The organism is uncultured Sphingomonas sp., assembly GCF_964243315.1.
GTDB lineage: Bacteria > Pseudomonadota > Alphaproteobacteria > Sphingomonadales > Sphingomonadaceae > Sphingomonas.
On sequence record NZ_CAXTEM010000001.1, the window covers coordinates 42,667 to 63,749 of the forward strand.

Genomic DNA, 21,083 nt, shown 5'->3' on the forward strand with positions numbered 1-21,083 from the left:
GGTAGGGGGGAAGGCAGGACGGAATTTACAAGCGGACCCGTGCACGTATCGACACGCGGCGATCGTTGATCTGGTAATCGCGCGGACGGTTGCTGAAGATCTGGTAGGTCTTGGTGACCGTATCGAGCAGGTTTTGGCCGTCCAGCGTGATCGCGAAGTTCTTCGTGACGTCATAGGTGACCGACGCATCGAGGAAGCCGATCGAGTCGCCGAAAATCGGCAGGTTCTGCGTTCCGGTGTTGCTGGTGCCCTGCAGATACTTGCCCCGCCAGTTATAGGCGACGCGCATGTTCAGCCCGTTGCGATCGTAGAGCGCGAGCAGGTTGAAGCTGTGCTTCGACAGATTGACCAGCGGTACGTCGATCTGCGTGACGCTGTTGATGTCGCCCGCCGCCTGCTGGCCCGCGTCGCTATCCGCGAACGTATAGTTGGCTTGCACGCCGAGCCCGTCGAACGGCGCCGGCAAGAAGTCGAAGAACTTTTGTCCGCCCACCTCGAAACCGCGCACATAGCCGCTCGACTGATTAATGAAGCGCTCGACGTTGAACCGGATCGTGCCGATGCCGTCGATCGACTGCTCGACCGGCGCCGTCGGGCGACGGACGATCAGGTCCTTGATGTTCTTGTAGAACCCGGTGAGGTACACATACCCGACCCGGTCGAAATACCATTCGAGCGCGGCGTCGAAGCTGGTGGTCCGCTCCGGCTTCAGGTTGGGATCACCCAACGCGGTGCCGGTGCCGACATACGGGTTGTTCACCGGGTCGTACGGTGCGTTCGGATTGACGAGCGTCGGTGCCACGCTCGCCGCGTCGGTGTAGCTCGCGCCGAGCTTGAACTGCGGGTTGAGCTGATCGAAGCTCGGCCGCGAGAGGTTCTTGGACGCAGCGCCGCGCAGGATCAGCTCGTCCGTCAGGAACACGCGCAAGTTCGCGCTGGGCAAATACTTGTCGTAGTTACGACCGCCGCTGAACTCGGAATCCAGCGTCACCGTCGGCGCCGCGGTCACGGTGCCATCCGGGTTGGTGACTGGCGCGCCCGACCGATAGGTCAGGACGCGACGCCCGAGCCCCTCCGTCTCGGTGCGCACGCCGCGCAGGCCGACATTGCCGTCGAACCGCATCCCCGCCAGTTCCGATCCGAACCCGACCCGCAGGAACGCGGCGTAGGTCTTCTCCTTGATGGTGCCGAGGAACGCGTCGGGCGCGTCGAACGACCGGAAGGAGATGTCCTGACCGCTGATCTGCTTGACCGCGGCGAACGCGGCATCCGAGTTCTGGACCAGGGAGTCGCGGAACTGCTGAACCGGCCCGAACACGGTGTTGCGGACGTCGCCGCGCAGCAGATCGTTTTGGAACCGGTTCGCTTCCGCATATTGCGGGAACTCCGACAGCAGGTAGCAGCCGGCGTCGGACGACCAGTTTGCGCAGGTCGACCCGATCGCGGTCCATGTCCCGTAGGTGGTGTTCCGGTTGACTGCGCTACGGTCGGTATAGCGCGCGCCGACGCGGATGTTCTTGATGAACCCCTCGTCGAAGTTCCAGTCCGCGTCCGCGCGGAAGGCGTCCGACTGCGCGTCGTTGCGCTCCGCATAGGGCAGGATTGCGGTGAGGCCGTAGTTCGCGGGATTGGAGAAATAACCCGGGGTCGTCGACTGGAAGACGGGCTTGTCGCCGCTGATGTCGAAGAAGAGGTCATATGGCTGCCCGAACCCCGCCACGCTGGTGCGCGGATTGAGCGCGGTCGCGGTAAGGTTCAGCGTCTGCTGTTCGACGTTCGAGTCGATATGCTGGTAGTCGAGCGACAGGCGCAGCCGATCGGTAACCTGCCATTTGACGCCGCCCGAGATGTCGGTCGTATCCGTCTTGCGGTTGGTGCCGAAATTGACCGAATCCGTCCCCGGGTTGGATAGGTAGCCCGTGCGAACGATGCCCTGATCGTCGACCGTGAATGGCCGGCCTTGCGCCGGGGGCACGTCCGATCCGTAAGCGAAAAACGACGTCCCCGCTTCGTCGAACTTATAGTCGGCGCGGAAATACTGCGCGTAGAATTCGAGCCGGTCGGTCGGCTTCCACTGCACCGCGCCTGCGGTGCTGAGCCGCTCGCGATCGCCGTAAGCGACGCGGAAGCCGCCGCCATGCGGCAGCAGCACCGTCTGGTTCTCGTACCCCGGAACCGGTCCCTGCACGCCCGGCGCGACCGGGCCCTGCTGATAGAAGGGCTCGACGACGACGACGTCGTCCCGGAACGAAGTTGTCTGGTATCCGACATTCGCCAGAATGCCGATCTCGCCGATGCCGGTCTGCCAACGATTGGAGTACAGGCCGGATGCCTGCTGTCCGCCCTTCCCGATCAGGTCGTAATAGGTGGAGCCGACGGTCGCGGCGACGATCTGGCCGGTGCTGTCGAACGGCAGCCGGGTGCGCAGATTGACCGTGCCTGCCAGACCGCCCTCGATCAGGTCGGCAGACGGGTTCTTGTAGACGTCGACGCCGGCGAGAAGCTCGGAGCCGACCTCCTCGAACGACAACCCGCGCCCGCCGCTCGCCGAAAAGATGTCGCGGCCATTCAGCTCGGTACGGACCTGGTTGAGACCCCGGACCGCGATCGCAGAACCTTCGCCGCGGTTGCGCGTGATCTGCACGCCCGAGATACGTTGAAGCGCCTCGGCGACGTTGACGTCGGGAAGGCGACCGATGTCCTGTGCGGTGATCGAATCGACGAACTGGTCGGCATTGCGCTTGATCGCCTGCGCGCTTTCCAGCGACTGGCGAAGGCCGGTGACGACGATGTCGCCGCCCGCGCCGGGCGCGTCGGTCTGTGCGTCTGCTTGCACCGTCTCATCCGGCTCGCCGGCAGTGCCGGCCTGCGGGACGGCACGATCTTGCGCGGGGGCAGGCCCAGTAGGCTGCTGTTGCGCATGCACGGCAGCAGGGGTCGCCACGCTCGCCAGGATGATCGCCAGCGCAGACGCACCGCTCAGTCGTTGGTTATCGCGCCTCATCAGATCCGTCCCCTGTGTTGCGCCGTTGCGGCGCTGTACCCTTGTGCACCTGTGCTTATACTTTTTAGATATGCATACTACAAGTATGCTTCCGCATCGGTTAGGCTCGGTCACCAACGGGAGAGTGGGATGAGCCAGGATGGACCGATCCGGCGGATCGTGATCGCAGGCGGCGGCACCGCGGGCTGGATGGCAGCGGCCGTGATCTCGCGTGCGATCCCCGCCGGCCAAGCCAGCGTCACGCTCGTCGAATCTCCCGAGATCGGAACCGTGGGTGTCGGCGAGGCCACGATCCCGCCGATCCTGACGTTGAACCGCCTTCTTGGCCTCGACGAGGACGAGCTGGTCCGTCGGACCGGCGCCACGTTCAAGCTGGGCATCGAATTCCGGAACTGGGGCGCGGTGGGGGACACCTATTTCCACCCCTTCGGCCATTATGGCGCCGATCTCCACGGCGTGCATTTCCATCACCATTGGCTACGCAACGGCGGCGCGGCGCTCGACGATTATTCGATGACGATCGCCGCCGCGCGCGCCGGGCGCTTCACCCGCCCGCCGGACGACCCGCGGCACGTCCATTCACGGCTCGCGTATGCGCTCCATTTCGATGCTGCCCGTTACGCCGATTTCCTGCGAGAGCAGGCGGTGGCGCGCGGTGTCGTCCACGTCCAGCGCCGCATCCAGTCCGCGACCCTCGACGCGCGCGGCCATGTCGAGTCGCTCGTGCTCGACGACGGAGCGCTCCTACCGGGCGATCTCTTCATCGACTGTTCGGGCTTCCGCGGCCTGCTGATCGAGGAGGCGTTGCACACCGGCTACACCGATTGGTCGCAATGGCTGCCGATGGACCGCGCGCTCGCCGTCCCGAGCGAGGCAACCACGCCGCGAACTCCCTACACGCGCGCGACGGCGGGGGGCGCCGGCTGGCGCTGGCGCATCCCGCTCCAGCACCGAACCGGAAATGGCCACGTTTATTGTAGCCAGCATCTCTCGGACGACGAAGCCGCCAGCGAATTGCTGGCCGGTCTCGACGCACCGGCGCTCGCCGACCCACGCCCGATCCGCTTCAAGACGGGCAAGCGCCGGCTGATGTGGAACGGCAATGTCGTCGCACTCGGACTGGCCGCCGGTTTCGTGGAGCCACTCGAATCGACCAGCATCCATCTGATCCAGCGCGGCGTCGTGACGCTGATGTCGCTCTTTCCCGATCGCGGCTTCGCCGCCGCCGATGTGGAGCAATATAACCGCCTGATGGACCGGGAGTTCGAGCAGGTCCGCGACTTCATCATCCTCCATTATCACCAGACCCGCCGTGATGACTCCGCCTTCTGGAATCAGGTCCGGACCATGGATATCCCCGACAGCCTGCGACACCGGATGGATCTGTTCCGCAGCCACGGTCGGGTCTTCGTGGAGCCGGGCGACCTGTTTACCGAATCCTCCTGGGTCGCGGTGATGCTGGGCCAGGGCCTGCGCCCGCAGCGGCTCGACCCGATCGCAGCCGCGATGCCGGAGGCAGACATCGCGGCGCAACTCGATCGGATGCGCAACCTCGTCCGCCGCGGGGTCGAGACCATGCCTACCCACGACCAGTTCATCGAGCGGCATTGCCGCGCTACCGCGTGATAGCCTCATGAGCACTGCTCGTGTCGGTATTCTCCGAGCTGCTCACATGAAGCGCACGGCAGCGGCCCTGTTTGGCCCGTTGCTGCTCTGCGCCTTTCCTGCTTCTGCCTGGGGCACCGATTATCAGAGCTCGCCGGAGCGGCGCACCACCGTCGACAAGGATTGGGGCCCGTGGCTGAACCCCTTCCGGGCCAAGCTCGTCCCGGTCCTGATGCAGGATTTCGGCGAGCGGTACATCTACCAGCCCGCCAATGCCGCGCTGCCTGCGCCGCGCCCGGGCGAGCGCCGCGTCGTCTTCCTTGGCGATTCCATCACCGATAAATGGGATCTGGCCGTCAGCTTCCCCGGTCGGCGCTACGTCAATCGTGGCATCGGGAGCCAGGTCACGGCGCAGATGCTGCTGCGGTTCCATCAGGATGTCATAGCGTTGAAGCCGGCCGCGGTGGTGATCCTTGCAGGCGTCAACGACGTGCAAGGCTTTCTCCAGCAGGAACGCCCCGAGCAGGTCGAAGCCAATTGGGAGGCAATGGCCGATCTCGCCGACCGGCACCGCATCGCAGTGGTGTTCGGATCCCTCTTGCCGGTGAACGACTACAGCGAAGCCGCGCGCAACGTCACGAAGGAACGAAATCCTGACGAGCTGCGCGCCCTGAACGCGTGGCTGGAACGGTTCTGCCGGCGCCGCGACTATGCCTTTGCCGACTATTATCATGCGCTGGTGGACCGCCAGGGGCTGATGGCAGCACATTACTCGGCCGACGGTGTCCACCCGCTTGCGGCCGGCTACGCTCGCATGGTGCCGATCGCCGAAGCCGCGATCGCGGCGTCGCTCAACAAGACACGCAAAGGGAAACGATGATGCGCCGACTGCCTACATATCTGGCGAGTTTCATGTTCGGGGCGTCCTTCGCCGCCGCGGCTGCGGCTCAGACCAACGTGCCGGGCGACCCTTATGCGGGTGATCCGGTCGGGATTGTCGCAGACCCCTGCCCCGTCCACTCCAAGCCAGCCAACGGACAATCCTGGCAGATGTGGAACCTGCACATGCTTACCCGCGACCATGGTCAATTGTGCCGGTACCGTGCGCAGAACGCCGCGCAGCGTGATCCGGTACGCGTCGTCTTCATGGGCGACTCGATCACCGACAATTGGATCGGTGCGGACCCGGCACTATTCACCAGCGGGTTGCTGGATCGCGGGATCAGCGGGCAGACCACCTCGCAGATGCTGCTGCGCTTTCGGCAGGACGTGATCGCGCTGCGCCCGCAGGCGGTTCACATCATGGCTGGAACCAACGACATCGCCGGCAACACCGGCGCGGCGACGATCGACACCGTTCGGGGTCATATCGAAACCATGGCCGAGCTGGCGCACGCGCACGGCATCAAGGTCATCCTTGCCTCGATCCCGCCCGCGGCCGCCTTCCCCTGGAATCCAGACAAGCGTCCCGCTCCGCAGATCATGTCGCTCAATGCCTGGCTGCGCGACTACGCCAAGGCGCACGGCTACACCTATGTCGACTACCACATGGCGATGACAACGCGGGACGGCGGCATGAGACCGGGATTGGCGACGGACGGCGTCCATCCGACGCCTGCAGGCTATGCGATCATGCGCCCCCTGGCCATCGCGGCGATCGCACAGACGCTGGGGAACGCACGATGATGCCCGTGGATCGACGGCAAGTACTGGCGGGCGCCGCCGCGCTCGGACTCGGTCAGGCCGCAGTAGTCACGGGGGCAGCCCGACCCGCCCAATCCTCCCGTGCGGCGCTCCGCCCCGTCGCGGTGCCTGCGCCGGCAAGCTTCACCGGCAATTGGGCGTCGCTTACCGCCGGCTATACGGCTCCGGATTGGTTTCGCGATGCGAAGTTCGGCATCTGGGCGCACTGGGGTGCGCCGTCGGTGCCGGGGGCGGGCGACGATTGGTACGCGCGTGACATGTACCTGCAGGGCCATCCGTCGTACGCCCACCATCTGAAACGCTACGGGCATCCCGTCGATAGCGGCTTCATGGAAATCCAGAACGCCTGGAAGGCGGAGCGCTGGGATCCCGCAGAGCTGCTCGACCTCTACAAGCACGCCGGCGCCCGCTACTTCATGGCGCTCGCCAATCACCATGACAATCTGGATTGCTACGCGTCGTCCCATCACGCGTGGAACTCGACACGCGTCGGGCCGAAGAAGGATATCGTCGGCACCTGGGCGACGCTCGCGCGTGAACGCGGCCTGCGGTTCGCGGTGTCGAACCATTCGGGCCATGCCTGGCACTGGAACCAGCCGGCTTACGGCTATGACCCGGAGGGGCCACGACGCGGTCAGCGCTACGACGCCGCGCGGCTGACGCGCGCCGACGGCCGCGGCAAATGGTGGGACGGTCTGGACCCGCAGCAGCTCTATGGCGGCGCGACGATGCAGATGCCGGACGGTATCGGGTCGATCGCCGAAGCCAATGCCTGGCATGCCGCGACCGATGGCCTCTGGAACGAAGGTCCTTCACCCGACGCCGGCTTCGTCAGTCGATGGCTACTGCGCTGCCGCGAATTGATCGACCGCTACCAGCCAGACATGCTGTATTTCGACAATCACGACCTGCCTCTGGGTCAGGCCGGGCTCGATATCGCCGCCTATTTCTACAATCAGAACATGCGCCGCAATGGCGGCGAGCTGGACGCTGTGTGCACCGCCAAGGAGACCGCGCCTGAGCGTCGCATGGGGCTGGTCGACGTCGTCGAGCGCGGGCAGAAGGGCTTCATCGATCCGTATCCGTGGCAGACCGAGACGTGCCTCGGGAACTGGTTCTACGGCGAGCAATACCCGCGGGAAAACCGCTACAAGACGCCGGCGAAAGTGCTGCACACCCTGTGCGACGTCGTGTCCAAGAACGGCAACATGATGCTGAGCGTGCCGATCCGGGGCGACGGCACCATCGATGCCAAGGAGCGCGAGATCGTCGAGGCGATCGGCGCCTGGATGCGGCGCTATGGCGAGGCGATCTACGGCACGCGACCGTGGCGCATCCACGCAGAGGGCCCGACGGGCTCCGGCGGCGGCAGCTTTTCGGAAGGTGGCCAGGACTCCGGCTACACACCGCGCGACATTCGCTACGTTAGGAAGGGGAACGCCTTGCACGCGCTCGTTCTGGGCTGGCCCGACAACAACGTGGTCCGCATGACGCTGCTGGGCAGCAACAATCCCGTAGGCCGCGGCACGATCGAGCGCGTTACGCTACCGGGTGGTTCTGCACTGCCGTTCCGGCGAACCGCCGACGCGCTCGAAGTCGATGTGCCGGCAGCCCTTCGTACTGCGATCGGGCTCGCCTTGGTCATCAACGGTGACGGGCTGACGGACTGAAGGTCCCTCGGTTGTCGAATTGGGATGCAGGCACCTGCCGATCGGTCGGTGCCTGCATCGTTCCTTCGATCAATCGAGCGCGTAGCGGATGCCGAGTGCGAAGGTCCGCGAGAGCAGGACCGTGCCGAGGTTGTACTGATCCTGCCCGCCCGCATCCTCGAACTTGTAATATTCCTGCTGCTTCGCCTTGGTCAGGTTGACCGCGTCGAAGGTCAGGCCGAGCCGCTTGGTTAGTTTCGCGGTCAGCTGGAAGTCCAGGCTCTTTTCCGGGCGGCGCCACACGCCGATCGGATTGGCGAATAGACGCGCCTCGTTGCGGGCCAGGAACGCCTTGCGCCAAACGTAGGACAAGCGCGCACCGATCGGGCCACGATCATACGCCGCGGTGACGTTGTAGGAGAAGTCGGACACGCCGAAGAACGCCGAACTCGTTTGGCCGGTGACATTGCCGTTGATGTCGACCTGCGGGATGTTCTGCGACGATTTGAGGAAGGTGAAGCTACCTTGCGCGCCCAAGCCCTTCAAGATGCTGGGCAGCCATTGCGGAAACAGGGTGAACCCGACCTCCGCGCCCTTCAGCACGCCATTCGATGCGTTCTCCGGCCGCGTGATGACGAACTGGCTGGTGTTCAACCCGGTGTTGGGGATCTGGATCAGCGAGCTGATCGGCACCACCAAACCTTGGATCTCGCGACGGAACAGCGTCGTGTAGATCGCGCTGTCCCGATCGAAATACCATTCGGCGCTCAGGTCGTAATTCTTCGAGCGCGTGGGCTGGAGACCGGGATTGCCCTGTGAGCCCGATCCCCGTCCGACCTGGGTCAAGTCGCCGGTCAGCGTGAAGTTCGGGTTTAGATCGCCGAACGCCGCACGACGAAGGGTCTGACCGTAATTGGCGCGCAGCCGCACGCCATCGAACGGTTCGAACCGCAAGGTAACCGCGGGCAGGAAGCGGTTGGCATTGACCGACCCGCTGGTCGTCACGCCGGAAAAGCGGTCGGTGAAGGTCACGTCGGTATCCACATCGACGTAGCGCAGCCCGAATTGGCCTTGCAGCGGCCGACCGAAGATCGCGATCTCGGTATCGGCTTGGATGTAGCTTGCCATGTTGACCTCACTCACCCGGAACACGGGTATGAAGGCGAGGTCGTTGCCGAGACGGATGTTGTTGATCGATACGCCGGTGGGGTTGGCCGCCGATACGCGTCGATCGAGATAGCGCTGCCGGATCTCGTCCGTGTTCGAGGCTAGCGCATAGCCGTTCGGTGCGATCCACGAGGTCGGGACATCTGCCCGGCCGTCGAAGAAGCCGCTGTTGGTGTACTGGAACTTCGGATCCAAGCTGGAGAACGGCACGTTCAGTGCACCGGCGTCCGCAGTGCGCGAGAACGACCGTGCGCTACGATCGTCATAACGGATGCCGGCTTTCACCTGCCGGACGAAGCCTTCGTCCCACTTGTACTCGCCATCGAGGTGCAGCGTGTAGGCGCCGCCCTTGTTGGTGTCGGCGTTGTCGAACAATTCGCCTACCGTCCATGTGCCCGGCTGCGTGAGCAGCGTGTCGTCGGCGAAGTGATAGGACGGGATGCCGTTGCCGGTGTTGAAGTCGACATCGATCCGGTTCGCGACGCGGGTGAGGCGTTGCGCGATGAACGTCGTCTTGTTCTTGCTCGTCTGCCGCGACAGATCGGCCGTTATCCGACCGCCTTCACCGACATCCCACTTGCCGTTCAACGCATAGACGAAGCCATCGGTCTTGTTGCTGGCATAGTCGCCGCTCTGGAAGCCGAAGACGTTGAAGGCATTGCGCGACCGGACGATGTTGGTGCCGTCATAAAGCTGGACCGACGTCGGCGCCGGATCCCAGAAGTCGACGAAGCTGAATTGCAGGCTGTTGAACGTGTTCCCACGGAAGCCCGAATAGAAGACCTCGGCTGTGTAGGTCGAGCTGCTGTTCGGCGCCCACTGCAGCGCGATATTGGCCGACGGACGCTCGCGCAGGCCGCGCAGGTCGGACGAGAATACTGCGTCGCGGGACAGGAGATACGGGGTGGATACGCCGTTGACGAGCATCGTCGATCCAGCCGCGTCGGCAAGCCCGCGATCCGTGCCCAACTGCCATTCGCCCAATCCTGGTGCGCGGATGACGGCGCCGGTGCGCGGGTCGGTGGCGACCGGAAAGATCCGTTGATATGGCGACAGCCCCGTTCCAGCCGCTGGCGTGGCGTTCGCGAACGGCACTTGAGCGCCCGCAGTCACGCTCATGTCGCGGTACTTCGTACGGCTATAGCTCGCATTGACTAGGACGCCGATGTCGCCGATCCCCGTCGTCCAACGGTCGCTGATCAGCGCGCTGACGTTCGGATTATACGTGTCGGCCTGCTCGTTGTAGATGCCGCGCGCGAAGGCCGCGATCGCGAACCCGTCGAAGTCGAACGGGCGCCGCGTGAAGACGTCGATCTGCCCCGCGATGCCGGTTTCGATCTGCTCGGCGGCACGGGTCTTGTACACGTCGATGCGTTTGACGAGGTTGGCCGGGATATCCTGAAGCGCGAACGCCTGCCCTGCCGCGGTGAAGATGTTGCGCCCGTTGAGCGTGGTGAGCGCGTCGGGAAGGCCGCGGATGGAGATGCCGGAGGCCTCGCCGCCGGTGCGGTTGGTGACCTGCACGCCGGTGACCCGCTGCAGCGCCTCGACCACGTTATTGTCCGGCAACTTGCCGACATCCTCCGCGACGATCGAGTCGACGATCTGGATCGCGTTGCGCTTCACATTCAGCGCGCCGACGATCGATGCCCGGACACCCGTGACGACGATGTCCTCACCCAACGCGTCGGCCGTGCCCGGCTCGGAACTCGTGCCCCCAGCCTGGCTCGCGGCGGCATCGCTGACGTTCCCGCCCGCCTGATCTGCCGCTGCGTCGCCGGTGCCACGCGCCGGCGTACCGTCCGACGGCTGCTCGGCCTTGTCTCTGACCACACCGCCGGTTTGCGGCGGCGTCTGCGCCTCGGCGGCGGTCGCGATCAGCAGCGTCATCGCCGATGCCGTATTGAGGATGAACGACTTGCGCATCACGTGCCTCTCCCTGTCAGCCTGCCGATGATGACGGCTATTGCTCTGACAATTGTAGCGGCAGATCGCATCGATATGCAAGCGTATGGTTCGCTCTTAACATGTAGCAAGACGCCGGTGATCCGGGGCGATGCGTAGGATTGCCGCTTAATCACTCCGAGTACCGCAGTAACCGGCACACTATGCGGTTCGACCATCTCGGCAGCAGGCAAGTAAATACCAAGGCGATCGCGACAACGATCATCGCTCACTTGATCAAAGGAGCAAGCCCACCCGTATGATCGCCACGCGGCTCTGTGAATAGGCAAGCACCCCGACGGCGATGATCCCTACCAGCTACACTGTACCTAGCTGGCTGGATCTTATTAGTCCGACAATAAATTGGCGACGTTGTTGCTGGGCTCAACCGCCAATGAAGAAGATCCGTCGATGGCTTTTCTCGTATATGAAAAGCTAACGTATGGGTAGCATTAACTCAGTCGTAGTCGTTCTCGGCTAATCTCACAGCCATGCTCTCGGCTACTTTCTCGATCGACGTCGATCCACCACGTGAGTTGGTGCGCATCCGCATGGCTGGCTTCTTCAGCATCGGCGACATCGAACGGTTTCAAGCCGAACTGATGCAAGCGCACCGACGGCTTGGATGCGGCCCTAGCGGCGGACCGCTGACGATCAACGACATCAGCCGCCTGGCGATACAGGATCAGGACGTCCTGCCGCGCTGGCGTTCGTTTCTCGCCGACCCTGCCCACCGCTCACGCCGGCTCGCCTTCGTGGTCTCCTCGGCGCTCGCGCGCATGCAGCTTCAGCGCACGCTAGGCGACCGGGACGCTCGCGTGTTCACAAACACGATCGAAGCGGAGACGTGGCTGCTCGCGAAGGACACGAACGTAGCAGCATAACGGCCGCCTGCCCCTCTCCCAGTGATCGACAGAGCTCGCGCCTACCTCGTCGAACGCGATCTAGCCGTTCTCACGTCATCAACGTGCGACGACGACCTTCATCAATCGACCGGGGGTGAGTGGTGCCTGTGCGTCCACGCCGTTGAGCACGGCGAAACGCTCGGTGCGATAATCTGGATAGGCCATCTGCCGTGCGACACTGGCCACCGTGTCTCCAGCCTTCACGGTGACGATGCGGATCCGTTTGCTCCCATCGTCGTACGGCAAGCCATCCAGCATTCGCAAGAAGACGGTGTCCTGCCGATCCGTCGTGTCCGGCTTGTTCGTTGCCTCCGCCAGCTTGCGCGCCCGGGCGACGCGATCGGGCCCGTTCGGGTGTGTGGATAGGAAGCCCGGCTGCTTGGTCTGCTTGCCGGAGATGGTACCGCCGAGTGCCACCTCATCGTTCAGCTGTTCGAGGATGTCGGCCGCTGCATAGGGGGTATAGCCGGCAGCCGTCATGTAGCGCACGCCGAAGCCGTCCGCTTCATACTCCTGCTGCCGGCTGAAGCCGAGCGTGTAGAGCTGGCTCACCGCACCGACGCCGCGCGATGCAAGGCTGCTGCCGGTCAGCTGCCCGGCGATCGCCGCCGCGATGCCGCCGATCTGTGCGCGCGTGTTGCGCTTGGCGGAGTGGCGCGCCGCGACATGCCCGACCTCGTGACCGAGTACCGAGGCGAGCTCCGCCTCCGAGTTCATCAACGCGAGCAGCTGGCGCGTGACGTAGACATAGCCGCCGGGGATCGCGAAGGCATTCTCTACCGGCGAATTGAGCAGCGTGACGGTGAAGTCGCCGCGTGCATTGGACAGTCCGGACTCGACCGCCACCCGCTGCCCGACCCGCGTCACATAGGCTGCTTGCGGTCCGGTGTAAGCGCCGCCAAATTCGGCGGTGAGCTGTGGGTTCGCCTGAGCGCCCGTCGCCTTGTCCGACGCCGAGATGGAGCGGGTTGCGTTGGCGGACTGAGCCAGTGACGGTGCCGGTGCGGTGATCGTGACAAGCGCCACTATGCCGGCAGCCGCAGAGAAGTGCCTGCTCATGTTTTTCCCCCTTTGTCGCGACGCTCTCGTACGTTCGGAGTAGCTGCATCGCGCATCATATCGGACAACGCCAGCGCCACCTTGCCGTTCCGACCGCCGCATGTCAGCGCCGGTGGGAGACCTCAGATCATGCAGCATTCGCGAGATCGGCCCGGCAATGCCGCGCGATGAAGTCCTCGTGACGGGGCATCGCGGCGGCGGTCTTGCCGATCAGATCGCGCATGTGCCGCATGAAGCGCGCGCTTTCTTCGATCGACAGCGTGTCGACGAGCGGATCGTAGGATGCAGGCGGCGCCTCCTGCCCCGCGAGCACCGCGATCCAGCTATCCTCGGTGAACAGGCCGCCCTGGTCGCGGATCACCCGGGCCTTGCTCCGCCACAGGTCTATCTTGCTCGCCAGCGAGGCCGGGATCTGCATCGTCCGGCAATGGTCCCAGAAGGCGGAATCGTTGCGGGTGGTCGCGTGATAATGGAGGATGATGAAGTCGCGGACCTGTTGATATTCGAGCCCGAGCAGTCGGTTGTACTCGTCGCGTTCGGGGCCTGCGAAGCTCGCATCCGGGAACAGGCTCAGCAAACGCGCGATGCCCGACTGGATCAGGTGGATGCTCGTCGACTCCAGTGGCTCAAGGAAGCCTCCCGCGAGGCCCAGCGCAACGCAATTGCCCTCCCACAGACGCTCCCTCACGCCGGCAACGAACCGCAGCTTACGAACCTCGGCGAGCGCGGCACCGTCGAGCCCTTGCAACAGATCGTCCTCCGCCGCGGCATCGCTGCAGAATGCGCTCGCATAGACATGGCCGTTGCCGGTGCGGTGCTGAAGCGGAATGCGCCAGCGCCACCCCGCACGCCCTGCCGTGGCGCGGGTATAGGGCAGCAGCGCGCCCCCGCTCGCGCTCGGCACCGCGAGTGCGCTGTCGCAGGGTAGCCAGTGCTGCCAACTGGTGAACCGCACACCCAGGGCTTCGCCGAGCAGCAACGCGCGGAACCCGCTACAATCCACGAACAGCTCGCCCTCGATCCGACGACCATCGGCCAGCGCGACCGCAGCGATGTGCCCGGTCACCGCGTCCCGATCGACCGCGACCACCTTCCCCTCGATCCGAGTGACGCCGGCTTCTTCCGACATGTTGCGCAAGAAGCGTGCGTAGAGACCGGCGTCGAAATGGAACGCATAACCAAGCGACGCCAGCACCGCCGCAGGATCCGCCGACGGCCTGGTGAAACGCCCGGCGTGCGCGGCCACCGCGGACAGGCAGTATTCGTCCAAGCGGCCGACATCGCCCATCGCGCCGGCTAGTCGCGCCTGGCGGAGCCATAATTGGTGGAACTTGAGGCCCTGGACGTCGCGGCCATAGGTGCCGAACGGATGAAGGTAGCGGTCGCCGCGGCGACCCCAATCGACGAACTCAATGCCGAGCTTGAAGGTCGCGCGGGTCGCGCGGACGAACTCGTCTTCGTCGATGCCGAGCATGCGGTTGAAGTCGTGCAGCGATGGGATGGTCGCCTCGCCGACGCCGATCGTCCCGATCTCGTCCGATTCGACGAGCGTGATCGCAACGCCGGCGGCGGTCAGCCGCGACAGCGCGGCCGCGGCCATCCACCCGGCGGTGCCACCGCCGACGATGACGACCTTGCGGACCGGCTGCGGCGCGCTTCCGGTCATGCCGCCGCCCGACCCGGGCCGAAGCGGTGCGACCGCGCATAGTCGACGAGATCGCGGTGCGATGGCAGGTTGGCGATCGCATAGTCGGCCTGCCGCCTGACCTCCGCGAACGCTCGGCGCGCATCGTCATGGTAGCGTAGCGACCCGGCCTTTGCCGTAAGGTCGGTCTTCCAGCCCATGCCGTAGAGCACATATTGCCAGCTCGGCTCGGTGAAGATGTCGATCTGCGTGTCGATATCGAGCTCGTTCGGCCAGCGGAACCGCCAGCGCTCTAGCATCTCCTGAAGCGTATCGGGGATCGACCCCGCGCCGACATTGTCGCGCCAGAAGGCGGTGTCCCGCCGCTCCGAGATGCAATAATGGAGCTTGATGAAGTCCAACGCCCGCTCGTAGCGGCGGCGCAGGTTGAGGTTGAACTGCCGCGCGGACGTTTCGTAGTCGCCGCCCCAGGGGAACAGGTTCGCGATCATGCCGGCCGATACTTCGGCAAAGGCGATCCCGGTTGCCTCCAGCGGCTCGAAGAAGCCGCTCGACAGCCCGACCGCGACACAGTTCTTGTGCCAGTTGATCTCGCGATAGCCGGCCTCGAACTTGAAGCGACGCACCTCCGCCGTGGCACCTGCCGGCCCCAGATAGCCGCGCAACACGCGCTCCGCGGCCTCGTCGTCCATATGATCCGACGAGTAGACATGGCCGATGCCCCGCCGCCGATCGAGCCCGATATCCCAGGTCCAGCCCGCCTGTTGGGCGGTGGAAATGGTATATGACGCGATCGGGTCGCGCTCACCGGGATAGGGGATCTGCGCCGCGACCGCCCGGTTACAGAACAGGACGTCGCGGCACGAACGGAATGGGATGCCCATCGCCTTGCCGATCAACTCGGCGCGGAAACCCGTGCAGTCGATGTAGAGATCGGCGTCGAGCGTTCCGTGGCGATTGGTTCGAACACCGCCGATCGATCCGTCGGCATCGAGCATCACCTCGGTAACGGTATCGACCAGATGCGTGACACCATTGGCGATGCCCTGTTCGCGCAGCAAAGCGGCGAGCGCGATCGCGTCGAAGTGGAAGGCGTAGTTGAGCGGCGCGATATAATCGGCATGGCTGGGCAGCTTGGGCGCGCGACGCGCATCGGCCGCCTTCTTCTGCGGGCTGGAGACCTCGTCCCAATTCTCGGATCCACCCAGCCCCAGCAGCCAGTAAGGGAGTAGTTCGAGCCCGCCGCTCGCATCCGCGACTTGGAAGGGGTGCGAATAATGATCGGTCGGGCCCTCGCCCGGGGCGTTGCGCCAGTGGACGAACTTGGCGCCCTGCTTGAACGTCGCGCCGCAACGCCTGACCAGATCCGCTTCGTCGATGCCGATCGTGGCCAGCGTCCGCCGGATCGTCGGGAAAGTGCCCTCGCCCACCCCAAGAACGCCGATGTCGTGCGACTCGACCAGCGTGATCGCAACGCCCCCCGGCAGATCGGCGCTCAGACGCTTGGCGAGATAGCCTGCGGTCAGCCAGCCCGCGGTGCCGCCGCCGACGATGAGGACGCGCTTCTTCATCTCGCCACTTCCTCACCTGTCCTGTGGCGCTTCGCCTCGACCGGAAAATGTCCCGGCCGAGGCGAAGCAACCAGCGTCGGTCAAAACGCCAGGTTGATACCCGTACTGATCCGGCGATCGCTTTGGAACCAGCTGCGCCCGACCAGCTCGCCGCCGGGATAGCCGCCCATCAACGTCCGCGCGGTCGCGCCGGTCAGGTTGGTGCCTTGTATCCCGAACGAAAAATTGTCGGTGACCTTGAAGCGGATGCCCGCGTCCAGCGTGCCGTAGGATGCACTGTAGACCGGGAGTGCGATCTGGATCGGGGTCGCGACACCTGGAGTCGCGAAGTAATTGTACGTCGGGTTGGTGCCGTTGCTGTTGGTCGACTGCAAATACTTCGACCGCCAGGAATAAGCGATGCGCAGTGAGAAGGGATTGCGTTCGTACAGCAGCGCGGCATTGGCGTTGTGCTTGGACAAGCCGACGAGCGGCGCGTCATTGCGGATCACCCCGTTGACGTCGCGGTACACGTCGCCCGGATTCTTGCTGTCGATGAAGGTATAGTTGCCCTCGAAGCCCAGTCCGCTGATCGGCCCCTGGAACATATCGAGGAAGAAGCGACCACCGACCTCGACGCCCTTGATCGTCGCGGCTTCGGTCGAATTGATGTAATCGGTGGCGGCGGCATCGACGATCTGGGTCGTACCGCCGGAGAATACCACCGGCACCTGCCGCGTCGTCAGCGCGAATATCGGCAGATCGGTCAGCCGCTTGTAGAAGGGCGCGATGTGGAACGTCGTGCCCCGCTCGCCGTAATATTCGAGCGACAGGTCGAAATTGTTCGACATGGTCGGCTTGAGCAGCGGATTGCCCGTTTCCGCCGTGAAGTTGGTGAAGATTCCCGGCTGACCCGCGATCGGATTGGCCGTCGTGGCGACGCCGATCGAGCCCGATGATCGCAATGCGTTGAAGCTCGGCAGATCGACGGTGATGTTGTAACCTGCTCGTAGCTTCATCCGATCCGACGCTGCGAACTCCAGGTTTATCGATGGAAGCACGCGAGTGAAATCGGCCTTGCCGCCGCGGGGAATGGCTTGGGGTAGGAGCGTCACGCTCTGGCCGTTGCCGATGAACGTGAACTGGTTCTGTTGGATGAAGCCGCTGCCTTCGTTCTCGATATGCACGACGCGGACGCCGACATTTCCGGCGAGACCACGCGCATCGCCTTGCGGACCGAAGCGCAGAAGCCCGTAGCCCGCGGTGTTTACCGTCCGGTTGTCCAACTGATCGCCCGGCAGAATGAAGCCCGGCGCGCGAATGCCGGAGAGGCCACCATAGCCGGACCCGGCCGGCAATGACCCAGAAGGCGAGCAATTGCTGTACAGCGGATTCGAAATCTCCGGCGTCGCTGGATTGTTGTCGTTGTCGATCGTCGGATTACCGCAGAAGCCGGCCGGTGGCGATGCTACCAGACCGGTACGATTCTCGTTGTAACGGTCCGCCAGGCTCTGGCTCGCGAACAGCAGGCTGCCCGGCAGCAGGGCCTCGCCACGGAAGAAGTCCTTGAAGGCGTGCGCGGACACGTCGCCGGGCGCCGCATTGGCATAAGTCAGCTGGGGATCGCCATTCCAGCCACGGCCGAGCGCGGTCCAGTTGTAGCCGTTCTGCAGGTCGCGCTCGGTGCGCTTGGCATAGCGACCACCGATCTTGATCGACCGGAAGAAGCTGTCCTCGAACTTGTACTCGGCATCGAGCTGCGCGGTTTCGAGACGCCCCTTGTTCCGTTCGTTATGCGGCATCGATGCCGACCAGAAATAATTCGCCGGATCGGCGAACGACGCTTGGGTGGCGGGCGTAACGCTGATCTGTGGCAGGCCGCCGGTCAGATCCATGCCGAATTGCGACCCGAAGCTGACCTCGCGGAAGATATCGATCCGGTCGTAGATCTGACGTGAATCGACCCGTTGAAGGGCACCCTTCACCGACAGCGGACCGTCCTCGGGCGCCCATGCGAACGACAGCGAATAGTCGCGCGTACGCGTGTCGCTTTCCACGAACCCCTTGTTGCCGCTGCTCGTCACCTGGCCGCCGGGCAGGAAGGTGGCAGTGTTGCGATTGAACAGCGAGCTGGTCTTGAGCAACAGGCCGTTCGAGTCGAAGGTGCTCGTCGCCGGATCGACCGCCAGCGTCTGCGAAGAGACCTGCGCGCCATAGTCGCTGGACTGGCTCTTGTAGCGCGACTGGAAGAAGCTGGCGGTGAAGGTCAGGCTGTCGGCCGGGGCCCATTGCGCGGCGCCGTAGATGCCGTTGCGGCGATATTGGAACGCCTCGTCGCCATAGGTGAAGCCGCCGGGGATGAAGCGATCGGTGCCGCCGACGTTGGTCTTGAAATACGGCTCGGTGCGGATGAACTGCGATAGCGAGCTGAACTGGCTATAGGCCACGTCGGCGAGCAGACCGATGCGCCCGATCGGGGTATCGAACGAATCGGTGACCAGCACCGACGCCATCGGATCGGCCTTGTTCGCCATGTCGCCGAGGCTGAGTTCGGCGGTGCCGGCGACATGGAACTTGCCGTTGAAGTCGAACGGCATCTTGGTGCGCAGATCGATCTGTCCGCCAGTGCCGCCTTCGATCAGGTCGGCAGTAGAGGCCTTGTAGACGTCGACCGCGGCCATCAGTTCCGGGGTCACGTCGCTCCACAGGATCGCGCGGCCATTGTTGGCGCTGAAGATCTCACGGCCGTTAAGCCGCGATGCCACGCCGGTCAGGCCACGGACCTGCACGCCCGAGCCCTGCACCGAAAAGTGATCGGGGTCGCCGAGTGCAGCGAACCGGACGATCGAGACGCCGGAGACGCGCTGGAGCACCTCGGTAATGGAATTGTCGGGCAGCTTGCCGGCATCGTCCGCAACGACCGAGTCGACGATCGTCTCACTACGCCGCTTGCGATCCGTGGCGGCTTCGAGCGCGGCGCGGCGTCCGGTAATGACGATGTCGCTGCCGCCGGTTTCATCGGCCTGCGGCTCGTTCTGTTCGGCACCGGGCGCGGCTGCCTGAGTGGTGTCGGGCGAGATGCTCTGGACTTCGGCTTGCGCCCACGCTTGCGCGCTGACGCTGCACGACAGCAGGGCGATCATCGATATACCCGTTCGCGCGCCCAGACGCGGCATGGACTCAGTGTGCTTAGCCTTCATTGTGCCCTCTCCCCGATCGCATCGCGACATCGACCGTCATCAGTCATGCGCATCATCTTCCGGATGCTCTCTTTGGCACTAAAACTCATACTAAAAGGCATGCAAGCGCAAATGTCGCTGGTGCTAATAAAAGTTGTTGGGAGGCCGGGTTTGGCTCGCTGACGAAATCACCTCGCTTCGACGGAAAGGCCCGCAAGCGCGAGAGGCCTGAAGGTGGGATCGTAGGCTACGTTTGGCGCCGGCTCTGGTCAGAATGCGGCTGGGCTGATGGCGCCTGCGGCCTCCGCGCTGAAGACGAGGTTATAGCAAACAGCTCTGCTTCGACGAGGGTTGCGCGTCCGCTGGCGGACGAGAGACAAGGGCCGTAACAAACCCGGCGGTGCCCCCCCACCCGTCCATCACTCCGAAGACCGCCGATCGACACCGGCCATCCGCCAGCGGATCGATGTGGGTAGGCCGTCCGCAGCAAGGTGAAGCCCGTCGGCATCGATGCGCGCCGCTTTGCCGTTGAGGGTCGCGGCGCCCGCCTTTCCCTCCAGCGGCCATGACAGGACGAAACCCCCTGCAGGCCGCGCGGTGCCGCCGATCGTCGCCGCGATGCCGTCGCCGTCGCGCTTAACCGATAGATCCACCGTGCCGACGCTGGACCGCAGCCCGGAGATCGTCGATCCCTGCCCTGCCAGCCATGCCGGATCGAGGCCGCCGCCGAGCACGATCGTACCGTCGCGCTCATAGGCGAACAGGTCCAGCGCGGCGCGGATGAAGTCGGACGCGACCCAGGCATGCGGCATGTCGCCGATGAAGCGGATCTCGCGGGGCTTGCGGCCGACCACTTCGGCCCAGCCGTTCCACGCCGCCGGACGCCGGTCCGCCATATAGGCGTCGAGCAGCGCGTTGGCGCGCGATCGCCAGCCGAGCCTCACGAAAGCCGACACGTTGCGCAGCTCGTAAGGCGTGTACTCCGCCCAGTCGGCATCGGGCCCGCTCCGTCCGGCGACCCGCCGCCATTGCCGCTCGAAGGTGTTCGCGAGCAGCCTGGGGTCGAGCCGCGCCTGCTCGCCCGCGGGATCGAGCGCCATCGTCGTCGAGGTCGCATCGAAATCGCCGAGGCTGGTCGCGCCGGGAATGAAGTCGATCCCGAAATGCTTTACCGAGGCGGCGATCGCCGCGTGCACGTCGGTCGCGAACGCGTCGCGCTGACGCGCGATCGCTGCGGCTTCGGGCGAACCGAGGACGCTCGCCGCAAAGGCCGCGTCCTTGTATCCGGTCAACGCCCAAAAATCGTCCCACAGGCTGTACTGCGCCTGCGCCGAATAGCCCTCGTGACTGATCGAGGGCGGCATCAGCCCGTAGCGCATCCGCGTGGCCGGCGCAGTGTTCGCCGCTGTCCGCTCGGATTGGCGCAGGCCCTCCATATAGCGCCGCGCTGCGTCCAGCCGCGGCCAGTCGCGGGCCAGCGCGGCGCGATCTCCGGTGTACCGGTAGAGCTGGGTCACCAGGTGGATGTATTCGCCGTGCGAGTCGTTTTCCGGCACCGGATCGGCACCACGCGCATCGACGCAGCACGGCACCTTGCCATTGTCGAACAGGAAGCCGCCATACCAATCGGCGAAGGCCCTGGCCGGCGCGTCCACGCCGAGCCGCAGCAACG

11 protein-coding genes are annotated in these 21,083 nt (G+C 64.7%); 5 read left to right on the forward strand and 6 right to left on the reverse strand.

The features are described from left to right. Positions 1-25: 25 nt before the first annotated feature. Complete coding sequence (locus tag ACFE77_RS00175) at positions 26-3,004, reverse strand: TonB-dependent receptor (protein ID WP_375419592.1); 2,979 nt, start codon at positions 3,002-3,004, stop codon at positions 26-28. Between the two features lie 129 nt (positions 3,005-3,133). Here ACFE77_RS00175 and ACFE77_RS00180 point away from each other — a divergent pair, with 129 nt between their 5' ends. Genes ACFE77_RS00180 through ACFE77_RS00195 form a run of 4 tightly spaced genes read left to right on the forward strand, consistent with a single transcriptional unit; the run spans position 3,134 to position 7,983 of the window. Then, the gene (locus ACFE77_RS00180) at positions 3,134-4,630 is read left to right on the forward strand and encodes a tryptophan halogenase family protein (RefSeq protein WP_375419593.1); all 1,497 of its coding nucleotides are present in this window, start codon (positions 3,134-3,136) and stop codon (positions 4,628-4,630) included. Between the two features lie 46 nt (positions 4,631-4,676). Beyond that, positions 4,677-5,489 (forward strand): GDSL-type esterase/lipase family protein, encoded by an 813-nt coding sequence (locus tag ACFE77_RS00185; RefSeq protein WP_375419594.1) that lies wholly within the window; start codon positions 4,677-4,679, stop codon positions 5,487-5,489. Then, complete coding sequence (locus tag ACFE77_RS00190) at positions 5,489-6,295, forward strand: SGNH/GDSL hydrolase family protein (RefSeq protein ID WP_375419595.1); 807 nt, start codon at positions 5,489-5,491, stop codon at positions 6,293-6,295. The genes ACFE77_RS00185 and ACFE77_RS00190 overlap by 1 nt, the downstream gene beginning before the upstream one ends. Continuing rightward, a complete protein-coding gene (locus tag ACFE77_RS00195; protein WP_375419596.1) occupies positions 6,292-7,983 on the forward strand; it encodes an alpha-L-fucosidase in 1,692 nt (563 codons plus the stop codon). The genes ACFE77_RS00190 and ACFE77_RS00195 overlap by 4 nt, the downstream gene beginning before the upstream one ends. 69 nt (positions 7,984-8,052) lie before the next feature. Here the strand turns inward: ACFE77_RS00195 and ACFE77_RS00200 are convergent, their stop codons facing one another. After that, the gene (locus tag ACFE77_RS00200; RefSeq protein WP_375419597.1) at positions 8,053-11,055 is read right to left on the reverse strand and encodes a TonB-dependent receptor; all 3,003 of its coding nucleotides are present in this window, start codon (positions 11,053-11,055) and stop codon (positions 8,053-8,055) included. Between the two features lie 509 nt (positions 11,056-11,564). On the opposite strand from ACFE77_RS00200, the gene ACFE77_RS00205 reads away from it, so the two are divergent. Next, complete coding sequence (locus tag ACFE77_RS00205) at positions 11,565-11,957, forward strand: hypothetical protein (protein WP_375419598.1); 393 nt, start codon at positions 11,565-11,567, stop codon at positions 11,955-11,957. A gap of 78 nt (positions 11,958-12,035) precedes the next feature. On the opposite strand, the gene ACFE77_RS00210 is transcribed toward ACFE77_RS00205, so the two are convergent. From ACFE77_RS00210 to ACFE77_RS00225, 4 genes are all read right to left on the reverse strand, one after another. Continuing rightward, on the reverse strand, positions 12,036-13,037 hold the full coding sequence (locus ACFE77_RS00210; RefSeq protein WP_375419599.1) for a M48 family metalloprotease: 1,002 nt from the start codon (positions 13,035-13,037) through the stop codon (positions 12,036-12,038). 127 nt (positions 13,038-13,164) lie between these two features. Then, entirely contained in the window at positions 13,165-14,703 is a 1,539-nt protein-coding gene (locus ACFE77_RS00215) for a tryptophan halogenase family protein (protein WP_375419600.1), read from the reverse strand. After that, positions 14,700-16,253, reverse strand: coding sequence for a tryptophan halogenase family protein (locus ACFE77_RS00220; protein WP_375419601.1), 1,554 nt, complete (start codon positions 16,251-16,253; stop codon positions 14,700-14,702). The genes ACFE77_RS00215 and ACFE77_RS00220 overlap by 4 nt, the downstream gene beginning before the upstream one ends. Before the next feature lie 80 nt (positions 16,254-16,333). After that, entirely contained in the window at positions 16,334-19,375 is a 3,042-nt protein-coding gene (locus ACFE77_RS00225) for a TonB-dependent receptor (protein WP_375419602.1), read from the reverse strand. Positions 19,376-21,083 lie beyond the last annotated feature (1,708 nt).